This window comes from Pseudomonas sp. AP3_22 TE3818, assembly GCF_053628995.1.
The window spans coordinates 4876900-4891611 of the sequence record NZ_JBRJHL010000001.1; the positions used below are offsets into that span (position 1 = coordinate 4876900).

General features: G+C 61.6%; 15 protein-coding genes. All 15 read right to left on the reverse strand.

Annotated elements, in window-relative coordinates:
- Nucleotides 1–137: 137 nt before the first annotated feature.
- Entirely contained in the window at nucleotides 138–878 is a 741-nt protein-coding gene (gene fliA / locus AB7M25_RS22255) for an RNA polymerase sigma factor FliA (RefSeq protein ID WP_007975362.1), read from the reverse strand.
- Complete coding sequence (fleN, locus tag AB7M25_RS22260; protein WP_007975361.1) at nucleotides 875–1705, reverse strand: flagellar synthesis regulator FleN; 831 nt, start codon at nucleotides 1703–1705, stop codon at nucleotides 875–877. Before fleN ends, fliA begins: the two co-directional genes overlap by 4 nt.
- A gap of 116 nt (nucleotides 1706–1821) precedes the next feature.
- Nucleotides 1822–3150 (reverse strand): flagellar biosynthesis protein FlhF, encoded by a 1329-nt coding sequence (flhF, locus tag AB7M25_RS22265; RefSeq protein WP_429385800.1) that lies wholly within the window; start codon nucleotides 3148–3150, stop codon nucleotides 1822–1824.
- Between the two features lie 11 nt (nucleotides 3151–3161).
- A complete protein-coding gene (gene flhA / locus AB7M25_RS22270) occupies nucleotides 3162–5291 on the reverse strand; it encodes a flagellar biosynthesis protein FlhA (protein WP_429385798.1) in 2130 nt (709 codons plus the stop codon).
- Nucleotides 5292–5521: 230 nt separating this feature from the next.
- Nucleotides 5522–6661 (reverse strand): flagellar biosynthesis protein FlhB, encoded by a 1140-nt coding sequence (gene flhB, locus AB7M25_RS22275; RefSeq protein WP_454238003.1) that lies wholly within the window; start codon nucleotides 6659–6661, stop codon nucleotides 5522–5524.
- Nucleotides 6662–6664: 3 nt separating this feature from the next.
- A complete protein-coding gene (fliR, locus tag AB7M25_RS22280; RefSeq protein ID WP_429396808.1) occupies nucleotides 6665–7450 on the reverse strand; it encodes a flagellar biosynthetic protein FliR in 786 nt (261 codons plus the stop codon).
- Nucleotides 7451–7453: 3 nt separating this feature from the next.
- On the reverse strand, nucleotides 7454–7723 hold the full coding sequence (gene fliQ, locus AB7M25_RS22285; RefSeq protein WP_007975354.1) for a flagellar biosynthesis protein FliQ: 270 nt from the start codon (nucleotides 7721–7723) through the stop codon (nucleotides 7454–7456).
- Nucleotides 7720–8478, reverse strand: coding sequence for a flagellar type III secretion system pore protein FliP (gene fliP, locus AB7M25_RS22290; RefSeq protein WP_090324267.1), 759 nt, complete (start codon nucleotides 8476–8478; stop codon nucleotides 7720–7722). The genes fliQ and fliP overlap by 4 nt, the downstream gene beginning before the upstream one ends.
- On the reverse strand, nucleotides 8478–8933 hold the full coding sequence (fliO, locus tag AB7M25_RS22295; protein ID WP_429516847.1) for a flagellar biosynthetic protein FliO: 456 nt from the start codon (nucleotides 8931–8933) through the stop codon (nucleotides 8478–8480). Before fliO ends, fliP begins: the two co-directional genes overlap by 1 nt.
- Nucleotides 8934–9380, reverse strand: coding sequence for a flagellar motor switch protein FliN (fliN, locus tag AB7M25_RS22300; protein ID WP_015096241.1), 447 nt, complete (start codon nucleotides 9378–9380; stop codon nucleotides 8934–8936). It lies immediately after the preceding gene.
- Between the two features lie 66 nt (nucleotides 9381–9446).
- Complete coding sequence (gene fliM / locus AB7M25_RS22305) at nucleotides 9447–10415, reverse strand: flagellar motor switch protein FliM (protein ID WP_103394738.1); 969 nt, start codon at nucleotides 10413–10415, stop codon at nucleotides 9447–9449.
- Nucleotides 10416–10424: 9 nt separating this feature from the next.
- Nucleotides 10425–10925 (reverse strand): flagellar basal body-associated protein FliL, encoded by a 501-nt coding sequence (gene fliL / locus AB7M25_RS22310; protein WP_429516849.1) that lies wholly within the window; start codon nucleotides 10923–10925, stop codon nucleotides 10425–10427.
- 219 nt (nucleotides 10926–11144) lie between these two features.
- Nucleotides 11145–12518 (reverse strand): flagellar hook-length control protein FliK, encoded by a 1374-nt coding sequence (locus tag AB7M25_RS22315; RefSeq protein ID WP_429516851.1) that lies wholly within the window; start codon nucleotides 12516–12518, stop codon nucleotides 11145–11147.
- A gap of 100 nt (nucleotides 12519–12618) precedes the next feature.
- The gene (locus AB7M25_RS22320; RefSeq protein ID WP_429385909.1) at nucleotides 12619–12918 is read right to left on the reverse strand and encodes an Hpt domain-containing protein; all 300 of its coding nucleotides are present in this window, start codon (nucleotides 12916–12918) and stop codon (nucleotides 12619–12621) included.
- Nucleotides 12919–13002: 84 nt separating this feature from the next.
- Nucleotides 13003–14709, reverse strand: a complete 1707-nt coding sequence (locus AB7M25_RS22325; RefSeq protein ID WP_454238004.1) for an ATP-binding SpoIIE family protein phosphatase — start codon at nucleotides 14707–14709, stop codon at nucleotides 13003–13005.
- Between the last annotated feature and the right edge of the window lie 3 nt (nucleotides 14710–14712).

The window sequence follows — 14712 nt, forward strand, 5'->3', positions numbered from 1 at the left end:
TTAAACGCGCCCAGCACCTGGACGCGCCATTTCAATCAATCCGGCAAAGCACTCAATGACTGTCTGGAGCACAACAGATCGGGACCGGCGCAGTTCAATTCCACACCAGCCTCTTTCGCAGTGCCCCCACACTGCCTTCAGCGCGCTCGCCACTCCCCCAAACGCCCCCGCAAGCGGGCCGCGCACTGGCTGTGTAACTGGCTGACCCGCGATTCGCTGACCCCCAGGACCTCACCGATTTCCTTGAGGTTCAACTCTTCGTCGTAGTACAGCGCCAACACCAGTCGCTCACGCTCCGGCAAATTGGCAATCGCATCCGCCAGCGCCGCCTGGAAGCGTTCATCTTCCAGATCGCGTGACGGCTCGGTATGAGCACTCGCGCCATCCTCGTGCAGCCCTTCGTGTTCGCCGTCCTGCAACAGATCGTCGAAACTGAATAACCGGCTGCCCAGGGTGTCGTTCAAAATTCCGTAGTAATCGTCGAGACTCAATTGGAGTTCGGCCGCAACTTCGTGATCTTTAGCGTCACGGCCGGTTTTCGCTTCAATCGAGCGAATGGCGTCGCTGACCATGCGCGTATTGCGGTGAACCGAACGTGGCGCCCAGTCCCCCTTGCGCACTTCATCGAGCATGGCGCCGCGGATTCGAATGCCCGCGTACGTCTCGAAACTGGCGCCTTTGCTGGCGTCATATTTGGTCGATACCTCAAGCAGGCCGATCATCCCGGCCTGGATCAGGTCTTCGACCTGGACACTGGCCGGCAAACGCGCCAGCAAGTGGTAAGCAATGCGTTTAACCAGCGGCGCGTAACGCTCGATCAGTTCGTACTGCGCATCACGAGCCGATTTTTTGTAGAGGTTGTAACCGCTGGCTGTCATAGCACAGGTCCTGCTGTTTGCTGCACGAGGCGCTCGACGAAAAACTCCAGGTGCCCGCGCGGGTTGGCAGGCAGCGGCCAGGTATCGACCTTCTGCGCAATGGCCTTGAACGCCAGCGAGCACTTGGAACGCGGGAAGGCCTCGTAGACGGCGCGCTGCTTCTGCACAGCCTTGCGCACGCTTTCGTCGTAGGGCACCGCGCCGACGTATTGTAGGGCGACGTCGAGGAAGCGATCCGTGACCTTGGTCAACTTGGCGAACAGGTTGCGCCCTTCCTGCGGGCTCTGGGCCATGTTGGCCAGGACGCGGAAGCGGTTCATGCCGTAGTCGCGATTGAGCAACTTGATCAAGGCGTAGGCATCGGTAATCGAGGTCGGCTCATCGCACACCACCAGCAGCACTTCCTGGGCTGCACGAACGAAGCTGACGACCGACTCACCAATGCCCGCAGCGGTGTCGATCACCAATACGTCGAGGTTGTCGCCGATATCACTGAAGGCCTGGATCAGGCCTGCGTGTTGCGCAGGACTCAGATGCACCATGCTCTGTGTGCCGGATGCGGCCGGAACGATACGGATGCCGCCTGGCCCCTGCAGCAGTACATCGCGCAGTTCGCAGCGGCCCTCGATCACGTCGGCCAGGGTACGTTTGGGTGTCAGCCCCAGCAGAACGTCGACGTTCGCCAGTCCCAGGTCGGCGTCCAGCAGCATGACGCGCCGGCCAAGCTCAGCCAAAGCCAGGGACAAGTTCACTGACACGTTAGTTTTCCCGACGCCACCTTTGCCGCCGGTCACCGCGATCACCTGTACGGGATGCATGCTGCCCATGTTATTTCTTTACCTTGTCTTGCATAGACGGAGGCCACATTACTGGCTGCGCGTTCACAAACGGAACAATGCATGGCAGACCATCGATGTAGGTACAAAAACGATTCATTATTACCTTAGCCGACCTGCTTGGTCGGGCTGTGGTAGATGTCAGCGAACATGTCAGCCATGGCTTCTTCGCTGGGTTCTTCCTGCATTTGCACGCTGACGGCGCGACTGACCAACTGATGACGGCGCGGCAGATGGAGATCATCCGGAATCCGCGGGCCATCGGTCAGGTACGCCACTGGCAGCTCATGACTGATGGCCAGGCTCAACACCTCGCCCAGGCTTGCCGTTTCATCCAGTTTAGTCAGGATGCAGCCGGCGAGCCCGCAACGCTTGTAACTGTGATAAGCGGCGGTTAGAACCTGTTTCTGGCTGGTGGTTGCCAGGACCAGATAATTTTTTGAGCGGATGCCACGACCGGCCAGGCTTTCGAGCTGCATGCGCAGGGCCGGGTCGCTGGCCTGCAGGCCGGCGGTATCGATCAGCACCACGCGCTTGCGCAGCAATGGATCCAGCGCCTGCACCAGGGACTGGCCCGGATCGACGTGGGTCACCGGCACATTGAGAATGCGCCCCAGGGTCTTGAGTTGTTCCTGGGCGCCGATGCGGAAGCTGTCCATGCTCACCAGCGCAATGTTCTGCGCGCCGTACTTGAGCACGTAACGGGCAGCCAGCTTGGCCAGGGTCGTGGTCTTGCCCATGCCGGCAGGGCCGACCATGGCGATGACTCCGCCCTCTTCCAGCGGCTCGACGTCCGGGGTAACGATCATGCGCGCCAGGTGCGCCAGCAACATACGCCAGGCCTGACGAGGCTCCTGGATTTCGGTTATCAGTGCCAGCAGGTCGCGCGACAGCGGGCCGGACAGGCCAATGCGTTGCAGGCGACGCCAGAGGTTGGCCTGGTCCGGACGGCTGCCTTGCAGCTGGTTCCAGGCCAGGGACCCGAGTTGTACTTCCATGAGTTCGCGCAGGCTATTGAGCTCGAAGCGCATCGAGTCGAACGCACGCGGGTCCACGCCACTGGACGCAGGCTCAGCAACCGGTGCGGGGCGACGGGGTTCGGCGTAGGTCGGTTCGATCAGCGGCTCGGCGGCGGTCAACGGCAGGCCGGCGAACAACTGGCGGTTGGTCGCATTGTCGCTCTCGCCATCGCTGCGCAGGCTCAATTCGGCCTGGGCGGTGACGATCCGCGACTGAGTCTTGCGCAGCTCGTCTTCGAGCTCCATGTTCGGAACACGCGGCGCCAGCGCCGACAACTTGTAATCCAGCGCAGCCGTCAGCTCGACGCCCCCGGCAATCCGGCGGTTGCCGATAATGGCTGCATCAGCGCCCAGCTCATCGCGAACCAGCTTCATGGCCTGACGCATATCGGCGGCGAAAAAACGCTTAACTTGCATAAACCACTACCTCAGCCGTTGGGCCCTACTGTCGCAACGATGGTCACTTGCTTGTTGTCAGGGATTTCCTGGTAAGCCAACACGTGCAAACCCGGGACTGCGAGCCGGCCGAATCGCGAGAGCATCGCGCGAACCGGACCGGCCACCAGCAGAATCACCGGCTGACCCTGCATCTCCTGACGCTGCGCCGCGTCGATCAACGAGCGTTGCAGCTTCTCAGCCATGCTTGGCTCCAGCAGAACGCCCTCTTCCGAGCCTTGTCCTGCCTTTTGCAGACTATTGAGCAATATCTGTTCCAACCTTGGCTCCAGCGTGATGACTGGCAGCTCCGACTCAGTCCCTACAATGCTTTGGACGATTGCACGGGAGACGCCAACCCGCACAGCAGCCACCAGTGCGGCGGTATCTTGACTCTTGGCGGCATTGTTGGCGATGGCCTCGGCAATGCTGCGGATATCGCGAACAGGCACTTGCTCGGCCAACAGCGCTTGCAGCACCTTGAGCAGCTGCGACAGCGAAACCACGCCCGGCACCAGCTCTTCCGCCAGTTTCGGCGAGCTTTTGGCCAGCAATTGCATGAGTTGCTGCACTTCTTCGTGACCGATCAGTTCACTGGAGTGCTTGTAGAGTATCTGGTTCAAGTGGGTGGCCACCACTGTGCTGGCATCCACCACCGTGTAACCGAGGGACTGCGCCTGGGCACGCTGGCTGATTTCGATCCAGACCGCCTCCAGGCCGAAAGCCGGATCTTTGGCGGTAATGCCGTTGAGCGTACCGTAGACCTGCCCCGGGTTGATCGCCAGCTCGCGATCCGGGTAAATTTCCGCCTCCGCCAGAATCACCCCCATCAGGGTCAGGCGATAGGCACTCGGCGCCAGGTCGAGGTTGTCGCGGATATGCACGGTCGGCATCAGGAAGCCCAGATCCTGGGACAGCTTCTTGCGCACCCCCTTGATCCGCGCCAGCAGCTGGCCGCCCTGGTTGCGGTCCACCAGCGGAATCAGGCGATAGCCCACTTCCAGGCCGATCATGTCGATGGGCGTCACGTCATCCCAGCCAAGCTCCTTGGTTTCCTGGGCGCGGGCCGGCGACGGCAGCAGTTCCTGCTGGCGCTTGACCTCTTGCAGGGCCTGAACCTTGGCGACGTTCTGCTTTTTCCAGAACAGGTAAGCGCCACCGGCCGCCAGGGCCGCCATGGTCAGGAACGAGAAGTGCGGCATGCCGGGCACCAGGCCCATGACCGCCATCAAGCCTGCCGCCACCGCCAGTGCCTTGGGCGAGGCGAACATCTGGCGATTGATCTGTTTGCCCATGTCTTCCGAGCCGGACGCACGGGTCACCATGATGGCCGCTGCTGTCGATAACAACAGTGATGGCAATTGCGCCACCAAACCGTCACCGATGGTCAACAGTGCGTACACCTTGCCGGCGTCGGCGAAATTCATGTTGTGCTGGAAGATACCGACCGCCATGCCACCGATCAGGTTGATGAACAGGATCAACAGGCCGGCAATCGCGTCACCACGGACGAATTTGCTGGCACCGTCCATGGAACCGTAGAACTCGGCTTCCTGGGCGACTTCCGAGCGGCGGGCCTTGGCCTGGGCCTGATCGATCAGGCCGGCGTTGAGGTCGGCGTCGATCGCCATTTGCTTGCCGGGCATCGCATCGAGGGTGAAACGCGCGCTCACCTCGGAAATCCGCCCCGCACCCTTGGTCACCACGACGAAGTTGATGATCATCAGGATCGCGAAGACCACGATACCCACCACGTAGTTACCGCCGATCACCACCTCGCCGAACGCCTGGATCACCTTGCCGGCGGCCGCGTGACCGTCCTGGCCGTGGAGCATCACCACCCGCGTGGAGGCCACGTTCAATGCCAGGCGCAACAGCGTCGCCACCAGCAGAATGGTCGGGAACACCGCGAAATCCAGCGGGCGCAAGGCGTAGACGCACACCAGCAGCACGACAATGGACAGGGCAATGTTGAAGGTGAAGAACACGTCGAGCAGGAACGGCGGCACCGGCAGCATCATCATCGCCAGCATGACCAGCAGCAACAGCGGCACGCCCAGATTGCCTCGACTGAGGTCGGCAATGTTGCTGCGGGCACTGTTGATTAACTGAGAGCGATCCACCGGTTTTCCCCGTTCCTTTAAAGCAAACTTTTGACGCCTGAAGCAGGCGCAGGGCGGCTATTGCAAGAAGCTTTCCAACTTTTGCAAAGGGAGAAATAGAGAGTTTTTTCAGGGGGATATGTATTGCCGGGACTGACGTCATCGCGGGCAAGCCACGCTCCCACAAGGTTTTCGCCGAACCTGTGGGAGCGGGCTTGCCCGCGAAGGGGCCATCAGCGACAGCGCTAGACTCAGGAATCGCGGCGCAGATCCGGTGGAATAGGCAGGTCGTCCTTGAGCGGATCAGGCCGCTTGCCCTTGCCCGCCCGGTACTGTCGAATCTGATAGACGTAGGCCAGTACCTGCGCAACCGCCAGATAGAGCCCGCCGGGGATTTCCTGCTCCAGCTCGGTGGAGTAATAAATCGAACGCGCGAGAGCCGGCGACTCCAGCAACAGGATCTCGTTGGCCGCGGCGATCTCGCGGATCTTCAGGGCCAGGAAGTCGGAGCCCTTGGCCAGCAATACCGGCGCACTGCCCTTCTCCGGATCGTATTTGAGGGCCACGGCGTAGTGGGTCGGGTTGGTGATGACCACGTCAGCCTCGGGAATCGCGGCCATCATCCGCCGCTGGGACATTTCGCGCTGCAGCTGTCGAATCCGCTGCTTGACCTCCGGCCGCCCCTCCTGATCCTTGTGCTCGTCGCGCACTTCCTGCTTGGTCATCTTCAGTTTCTTGATGCTTTCCCACAGCTGTATCGGCACATCCACGGCGGCGATAATGGCCAGCCCGCAGGCCATCCACAGCGTGCTCCAGCCCACCACTTGCAGGCTGTGAGTGATCGCCCGGTCCAGTGGCTCATGGGCGATGCGCAACAGGTCGTCGATATCCGCCGACAACACCACAAGGGCCACGAACAGGACGATGAAGAACTTCGCCAGCGCCTTGAGCAGTTCGGCCACAGCCTTGCCCGAGAACATACGCTTGAGGCCGGCACCCGGGTTCATACGGCTGAACTTCGGCGCCATGGTGCCGGCGGAGAACAGCCAGCCGCCGAGGGAGATCGGCCCGATCAACGCCGCCAGGAGCAAGGTGATCATCACCGGCTGAATCGCCAGCAAGGCAATCTGTCCCGAGTGCAGCAGATAGGTGCCCATCGCACGCTGATCCAGCACCACGTCGCGCGACAGGGAAAAGTTCAGGCGCATCAGGTCCATCATCTCCTGGGCAAGCGCCCCACCGAAGACCAGCAGCGCACCGGCACCGGCGAGCATGATCGCCAGGGTGTTGAGCTCCTTGGAGCGGGCAATCTCACCCTTTTCACGGGCGTCCTTTTTCTTTTTATCCGTGGGGTCTTCTGTTTTGTCCTGACCGCTTTCGCTCTCAGCCATGACTCAGCGCGCCTTTGCCAGTTCGCGTAAAAACTGCAGGGCCTCGGTGGCCAGCGGTTGATACTGATTAACGATGTCCGCCAGCCCGACCCAGACGATGAACAGCCCGAGCACCAGGGTCAGCGGGAAGCCGATGGAGAAGATGTTCAACTGCGGTGCGGCGCGGGTCATCACGCCAAACGCGATGTTGACCACCAGCAGCGCGGTGATCGCCGGCAGCACCAGCAACAGCGCCGCGCCGAGCACCCAGCCGAGTTTGCCGGCCAGCTCCCAGAAATGATTGACCATCAAGCCGCTGCCCACGGGCAGCGTAGTGAAGCTTTCGGTGAGCACCTCGAACACGACCAGATGACCGTTCATGGCCAGGAACATCAGTGTCACCAGCATGGTGAAAAACTGCCCGATCACCGCGACAGACACACCGTTGGTAGGGTCAACCATCGAGGCAAAGCCCATGCCCATCTGGATCGCGACAATCTGCCCCGCCACCACGAACGCCTGGAAAAACAGCAGCAGGGAGAAGCCCAGTATCGCGCCGACAAGGATCTGCTCGGCAATCAGCAGCAGCGCGCTCAAATCCAGCGCGTTCACTGGCGGCATCGGCGGCAGCCCCGGCGCGATGACCACGGTGATGGCAAGGGCGAAATACAGTCGGATGCGCCTGGGTACCAGGGAGGTGCCGAACACCGGCATGACCATCAGCAAGGTACCGACGCGGAACAGTGGCAACATGAACGTCGCTACCCAAGTGCTGATCTGGGTATCCGTCAACTGCAGCAGCGATGACATGGCTTAGCCGATGACCTGCGGAATACTGCCGTACAACTGCTGGATGTATTCCATGAAGGTCTGCACCAGCCACGGGCCGGCAACGATCAGCGTCACCAGCATCACCAACAGACGCGGCAGGAAACTGAGGGTCTGTTCGTTGATCTGGGTGGCCGCCTGGAACATGGCCACCAACAGCCCCACCAGCAGACTTGGAATCACCAGCACGGCCACCATCAAAGTGGTCAGCCACAGCGCTTCACGAAAGATATCGACCGCAACTTCCGGCGTCATGGCGAGACACCGCCGAAGCTGCTGGCCAAGGTGCCGATGATCAATGCCCAGCCATCCACCAGCACGAACAACATGATCTTGAACGGCAGGGAAATGATCAGCGGCGAGAGCATCATCATACCCATGGCCATCAGCACACTGGCCACGACCAGGTCGATGATCAGGAACGGAATGAAGATCATGAAGCCGATCTGGAACGCCGTTTTCAGCTCGGAAGTCACGAAGGCCGGCACCAGGATGGTCAGCGGCGCCTGATCCGGTGTCGCGATGTCAGTGCGCTTGGACAGGCGCATGAACAGCTCCAGGTCGCTGGTGCGGGTCTGGGCGAGCATGAAATCCTTGATCGGCACCTGCGCCTTGGCGACCGCATCCTGGGCCGTCAGTTTTTCCGCCAGATACGGTTGCAAGGCGTCCTGGTTCACCCGGTCGAACACCGGCGCCATGATGAACAGGGTCAGGAACAGCGCCATGCCGGTGAGGATCTGGTTCGACGGCGTCTGCTGCAGGCCCAGCGCCTGACGCAGGATCGAGAAGACAATGATGATCCGGGTGAAGCTGGTCATCAGCATGACAAACGCCGGGATAAAACTTAGCGCGGTCATGATCAGCAGGATTTGCAGGCTGACCGAGTATTCCTGAGCACCCTGCGCATTGGTGCCCAGGGTGATGGCCGGGATCGACAGCGGATCGGCGGCGAACGCCAGCGGCGCGGCCAGCATCAGGGCCAGTGTCAAAACGATGCGTAGCGCACCCATTACTTCTTATCCTTCTGATCTTTACCCAACATCTCCAACAGGCGCTGCGCAAACTCCGGCGTCGGCTTCTCGCTGCTCGGCACCTGCACCGGGTCCTTGAGGACGTGCAGCGCCGTGATGCTGCCAGGGCTCAGGCCGAGCAGAATCTGCTCGTTGCCGACCTGCACCAGCATCAGGCGGTCGCGAGGCCCCAGCGCGCGGGAGCCGACAATCTCGATCACCTGCCCCTTGCCGGCCGGACCGGCCTGCTGGACCCGACGCAGCAACCAGGCGAGGAGAAAGATCAGCCCGAGCACCAGCAACAGGCCGAACACCAGTTGCGTCAGTTGGCCACCCACCCCGCTGCTCACCGCCGGCGCGGCAGCCGTGGTCGCCGTTGCAACCGGTTCGGCCGCCAGCACGCTGAACGACATGGCCAGCGCGCTCCCCAGCACAGCCCCGAGAAACTTTTTCACTCAGCGCAGCTTCTTGATGCGTTCGCTTGGGCTGATCACGTCCGTCAGGCGGATGCCGAACTTCTCGTTCACCACCACCACTTCGCCGTGGGCGATGAGCGTGCCGTTGACCAGCACGTCCAGCGGTTCGCCGGCCAGGCGATCCAGCTCGATCACCGAGCCCTGGTTCAGTTGCAGCAGGTTGCGGATGTTGATGTCGGTGCTGCCCACTTCCATGGAAATCGACACCGGGATATCGAGGATCACGTCCAGGTTCGGGCCTTCGAGGCTCACCGGATCGTTGTTTTTCGGCACACTGCCGAACTCTTCCATTGGCAGGCGGTTGGACGCGGAGTTGCCGGAGTCGGCGGCGAGCAATGCGTCGATGTCGGCCTGCCCGGCATCACCGGTTTCTTCCAGGGCCGCGGCCCACTCATCGGCCAGGGCCTGGTCGTCTTGCGTGTTCATAATGTCAGTGTCCTCGGCGAGCAAAAGTTCAGAATTCGGTTAACCGCGAATGGGTAGGAGCGCCGGTCAACGGCGCTCGATCGGCTCGATCACTTGCAACGCCAGGTTGCCCTTGTGCGAACCCATCTTGACCTTGAAGGCCGGCACGCCGTTGGCGCGCATGATCATTTCTTCCGGCATGTCGACCGGGATCACATCCCCCGGCTGCATGTGCAGGATGTCGCGCAGGCGCAGTTGACGACGGGCCACCGTCGCACCGATCGGCACGTCGACGTCCAGCACGTCCTGGCGCAGGGCGTTGACCCAGCGCTCGTCCTGGTCGTCGAGGTCCGACTGGAAGCCGGCGTCGAGCATCTCGCGCACCGGCTCGATCATCGAGTACGGCATGGTCACGTGCAGGTCGCCGCCGCCGCCATCGAGTTCGATGTGGAAGGTCGACACCACAATGGCTTCGCTCGGGCCGACGATGTTGGCCATGGCCGGGTTCACTTCGGAGTTGATGTACTCGAAGTTGACTTCCATGATCGCCTGCCAGGCTTCCTTCAGATCGACGAACGCCTGCTCCAGCACCATGCGCACCACACGCAGTTCGGTCGGGGTGAATTCACGCCCTTCGATCTTGGCGTGCCGGCCGTCGCCACCGAAGAAGTTGTCCACCAGCTTGAACACCAGCTTGGCGTCGAGAATGAACAACGCGGTGCCACGCAAGGGTTTGATCTTGACCAGGTTGAGACTGGTCGGCACGTACAGCGAGTGCACGTATTCGCCGAACTTCATCACCTGCACGCCGCCGACCGCCACGTCTGCCGAGCGACGCAGCATGTTGAACATGCTGATGCGGGTATAGCGGGCGAAACGCTCGTTGATCATCTCCAGGGTCGGCATGCGTCCACGGACGATGCGATCCTGGCTGGTCAGGTCGTAGCTTTTGACGGTGCCGGGTTCGGCAGCGTTTTCGGTCTGTACCAGACCATCGTCGACGCCATGCAGCAGCGCGTCGATCTCATCCTGGGACAGCAGGTCCTGCACGGCCATGTCGTGTTCCTACTGCAGTACGAAATTAGTGAAAAGCAACTGTTCGATCACCACTTTGCCGAGCTCTTTCTGCGCCACTTCCTGGACGCTGGCAGTGGCCTTCTGACGCAGCATTTCCTGGCCGACCGGCGACGCGAGGGTCGCAAAGTCCTGCCCGGAGAACAGCATGACCAGGTTGTTGCGGATCACCGGCATGTGGGCCTTGAGTGCATCCAGATCCGCCTGGTTGCGGCCGAGCATGGTGATGCTCACCTGCATGTAGCGCTGGCGGCCGTTCTGGTTGAAGTTGGCCACGAAAGCCGGCGCCATCGGCTCGAATATCGCCGGCTGTTTGCCGATGGGAGCGATGTCCGCTACGGCGGCAGGCTTGCTCTGAGCGCTGTGCATGAAGTACCAGGTCGCGCCCACGGACACACCGATCGCCAGCAGCAGGGCCACCACGATCAGGATGATCAGCTTGAGTTTGCCTTTGGATGCGGGGTCTTTTACTGCTGCGTCGCTCTTCGCCATGCCAATAATCCGTCACTATTCGGGGTTTCACAGTCGCACGGCAAGGCAAGAGCAAGTGTTATGCCAGAACTATCGGGAGGTATTGGAGACAACCAGTGATCGACGTGCGCCGACCCGTAGGAGCTGGCTTGCCAGCGATGCGGCCGTGTCAGCAAGAACAATGTCACTGACAGACCGCGATCGCTGGCAAGCCAGCGCCTACAAGTGCGGTGCCCCGGATCAGGCGTAATAGTCGACCGCGCTGGAGCCGATCACGCTGGTGGTAGTGGCAGCCACTTCAGCGACGCCCGGCGTCAGGTCGTCATCCATTGAATCGATACGGCCGCCGCTGGCGCTGGTCCGTCCGGTCTGGCTTTGCCGGGCTTGTTCCTGCCCTTGTTGCGAACCACGGGACTGGTCCGAAACGTTGACATCGACCTGCCCCATGCCCTGCTGCGCAAACATGTCGCGCAAGCGATGGACCTGGCTGTCCAGCGCCTCACGGACGCCCGGATGCGCACTCATGAACGTGACCTGGGTCTGCTGATCGGGAACCATGTTCACCCGAATGTCCAGACGCCCCAGCTCAGCGGGCTGCAACTGGATGTCCGCGGCCTTGAGGTTGGCACTGGACAGGTACATGACCCGGTTCACCACCTCTTCGGTCCAGCCGCTCTGGTGCATGGCGATCGGCTGGTTCACCGGCAAGGCATTGGCTGTCTTCGGTGTGGCCGCCTGGGTCAGCGCGGCCAGACGGTTGGCGAAATCATCGACACGGGTGTCGCTGACGGCAGACTTGAGATCTTTCAGACCGTCGTCGATCAAGCCGCTGAAAGCCTTGTCGTCACCTTTGCCGGCACTCTCCTTGTCGGCCTGAACATCCAGTAGGGTCGACATGCCGGCGGCAAAGTTTTGCGCCGACGTCAGCTCACCGTCAGCCTGGACTTGCGCCTGTGTCGGTGCGGCCTTTGGCTGCGCCTGACTGGAAGCCGACACGTGACCGCTCTGCTCCATCGCCAGGCGTAACGCCGGCAGGGCGTCGAGTGGATCGGCCTCGGGATCGAAGTCGCCGTCAGCGCGGGTCGGCGCCGGAATGCTGGTAGCCGCGATCGCCGCCGCTACCGGCGCTTCAACCTTTGGCGGCACCGCATCGGCTACGACAGGCGCTGCTGGCGCTGGCATTACTGGCGCCGACACTACTGGCTGTATGGCTTGCTGCAATGCGGGATCAAGCGCCGGATCGGCCGGCGCGGCATCGACGACTTGAGCCGGGTCGACCTCTGCCGCATCATCGCCGGCGGTCTTGTCGTCAGCCTGCACCGATTGGTCGGCAGGCAAGGATTTGCCGCCATCGGCAACCACCGGCTCCCCGGCGGCAGACTTGTCGTCGCCAGCGTCTTTCTTTGCGCCGACACCGGAGGTTGTCTCACGATCAGGTTTGATCGGAGCATCTGCCGACGCAGTCGGCTTGTTTTGGGCCTGATTGGCGTAGACATGGGCGAAGCTTGCGGCCTTGTCCCCGGGCTCTGCGGCCACTGCCGGGGGATTGGCGGAGGCAGCCTGAGTCTTGGCCTGGCTGGAGGCCTGAAGCAGAATATTGGGGGTAACGGGCATGAAACGGTCTCCGCTGCACAGGGCTCGTAAGTACAGTTGGGTTAGATAACTGCAAAGGTCGAGCCAGTTTCACTCGATAGAGACCAAAAGCAGCGTTTGCTCAGATTTTCGCCGGGCAACGCTGTCGCTCAGCTTCGTACAGAGGGCGGATACCGGCGAATTCGCGGTCGATTTTGCCGACCAGTTCCAGAACGGCCGAGCATGGCAAACTGGCGGCCTGCTGTTCAAGCTGGTGGCAGAGTTCGGTCAGCTTGAGAGCCCCCATGTTACTGCTGCTGCCCTTGAAGCTATGGGCGGTTTCAACGAGCAGTGCGGCACTGTCAGCCGCTCTCAAGACTTTCAGGCGCTCTTCGGAGTCCGCAAGAAAGATATCCAGCAGATCCGGATAAGCCTCTTCCATCACTTCTCGCAATGCACTCAGCACGCTGCGATCCACATGTGTGTCGTCGTCCACTTGCTCACTCCTTGATCAAGAATGCGCGGATTATGCCAGAGCCTCCCAGATAAACTCCACGCGTGCACTTCGACCATTGTCGGTCCAGCGGGCATTACGCCCCAACTGGCGGATCAGACTGATCCCGCGTCCCGACAGGCGGATGGCGTCCAAAGGCCTCTCCATCACCCGCTCGATATCGAACCCCTCACCGCTGTCTTCGACCTGTATCGTCAGGCAACCGCCGTCGTCTGTCGGCGCCACCTGCAAATGGACCCGCACATAGCCTTCCTGCAGCTCGCCAAGCCGGGCATTGCGCTCTTGATAATATCGCGCAAAACCCGAGGCATTGCGCTTGAGGCTCGAATCCAGCCCCAGCACGCCGTGCTCCAGCGCGTTGGAATAGAGCTCCGCCAACACACTGTAGAGGGCACCGCTCTGAGCCCGAAGACCATGCACCTCAAGCAGCAACTGCAACAGATAGGGCAAGGGATTGAATCGCTTGAGCGTGGCGGCGCGGAACTCGAAGCTTACCGACCAGTCCAGCGGGCACGACTGGCCGCTGTCGGAGTAGACCAATGCCGGTGGCGTGACCTGCTCCGGCTCCAGCAGGCTGATTTCGACCATGCTGACATCGTCGCGCGCCTCACCACCGAAATCGCGCAGCGCCTGCTCGATCTCTTCGAACAGCGCATCCGGTTGACGATTGGCGGCGAACACCTGCTGCAATCGTTGCACGCCAAACAACTGTTCATTGGCGCCGCAGGTGTCGATCACCCCATCGGACAAGAGGAACACCCGATCGCCGAGCGCCATGGGAAGCACTTCGGTGCGCTCATCGAAGGATTCCGGACTCAGCACCCCCAAAGGCAGGTGCCGCGCCGGCAGAGGGGTGCGCTCGCCACTGGCAATGCGATACAGGTAACCGTCGGGCATTCCACCGTTCCAGACCTCCACCGCACGACGCTGAAAACTCAGGCACAGCATCGTGGCACAGCAGAACATGTCCACCGGCAGGATGCGCTTGAGCTTGGCATTCATTTCACGCAGGGTTTCCGCCAGGCCATAGCCCTTGGCGGTCATCCCGTAGAAGACTTCGGCCAAGGGCATGGCGCCCACGGCCGCCGGCAGACCGTGGCCGGTGAAGTCACCCAGCAATACGTGCATGTCGCCGGCCGGGGTGAACGCGGCCAGCAACAGGTCGCCGTTGAACAGCGCATAGGGTGATTGCAGATAACGGATATTCGGCGCGGCGTTCAGGCAGCCGGCGTGCGCCACCTTGTCGAAAACCGCCTTGGCCACGCGCTGCTCGTTGAGCAGGTAGTCGTGGTGCCTGGCGATCTGGTCACGCTGCTGCAGAACGGTGTCCTGCAAGCGCCGCAAGCGATCCATCGCCTTGATCTTGGCCGCGAGAATCACTTGGTTATAGGGTTTCGCCAGAAAATCGTCACCGCCGACCTCCAGACAACGGGCCAGCGCCTCGCTTTCAGACAGGGACGTGAGGAAGATGATCGGCACCAGGGTTTCCCCGGCCAGGGCCTTGATTTGCCGGGCCGCCTCGAAGCCGTCCATGACCGGCATCATCGCATCCATCAACACCAGGTGCGGCTGTTGCTCGCGAAACGCGTCGACCGCTTCGGCGCCGTTGGCCGCCGTCAGCACTTCGTGCCCCTGGCGGCGCAGGATGCTCGCCAACAGCAGGCGATCGGCGGCGCTGTCCTCGGCAATCAGGATCGTCAGCGGCTCCAGTGGCTGCATGGC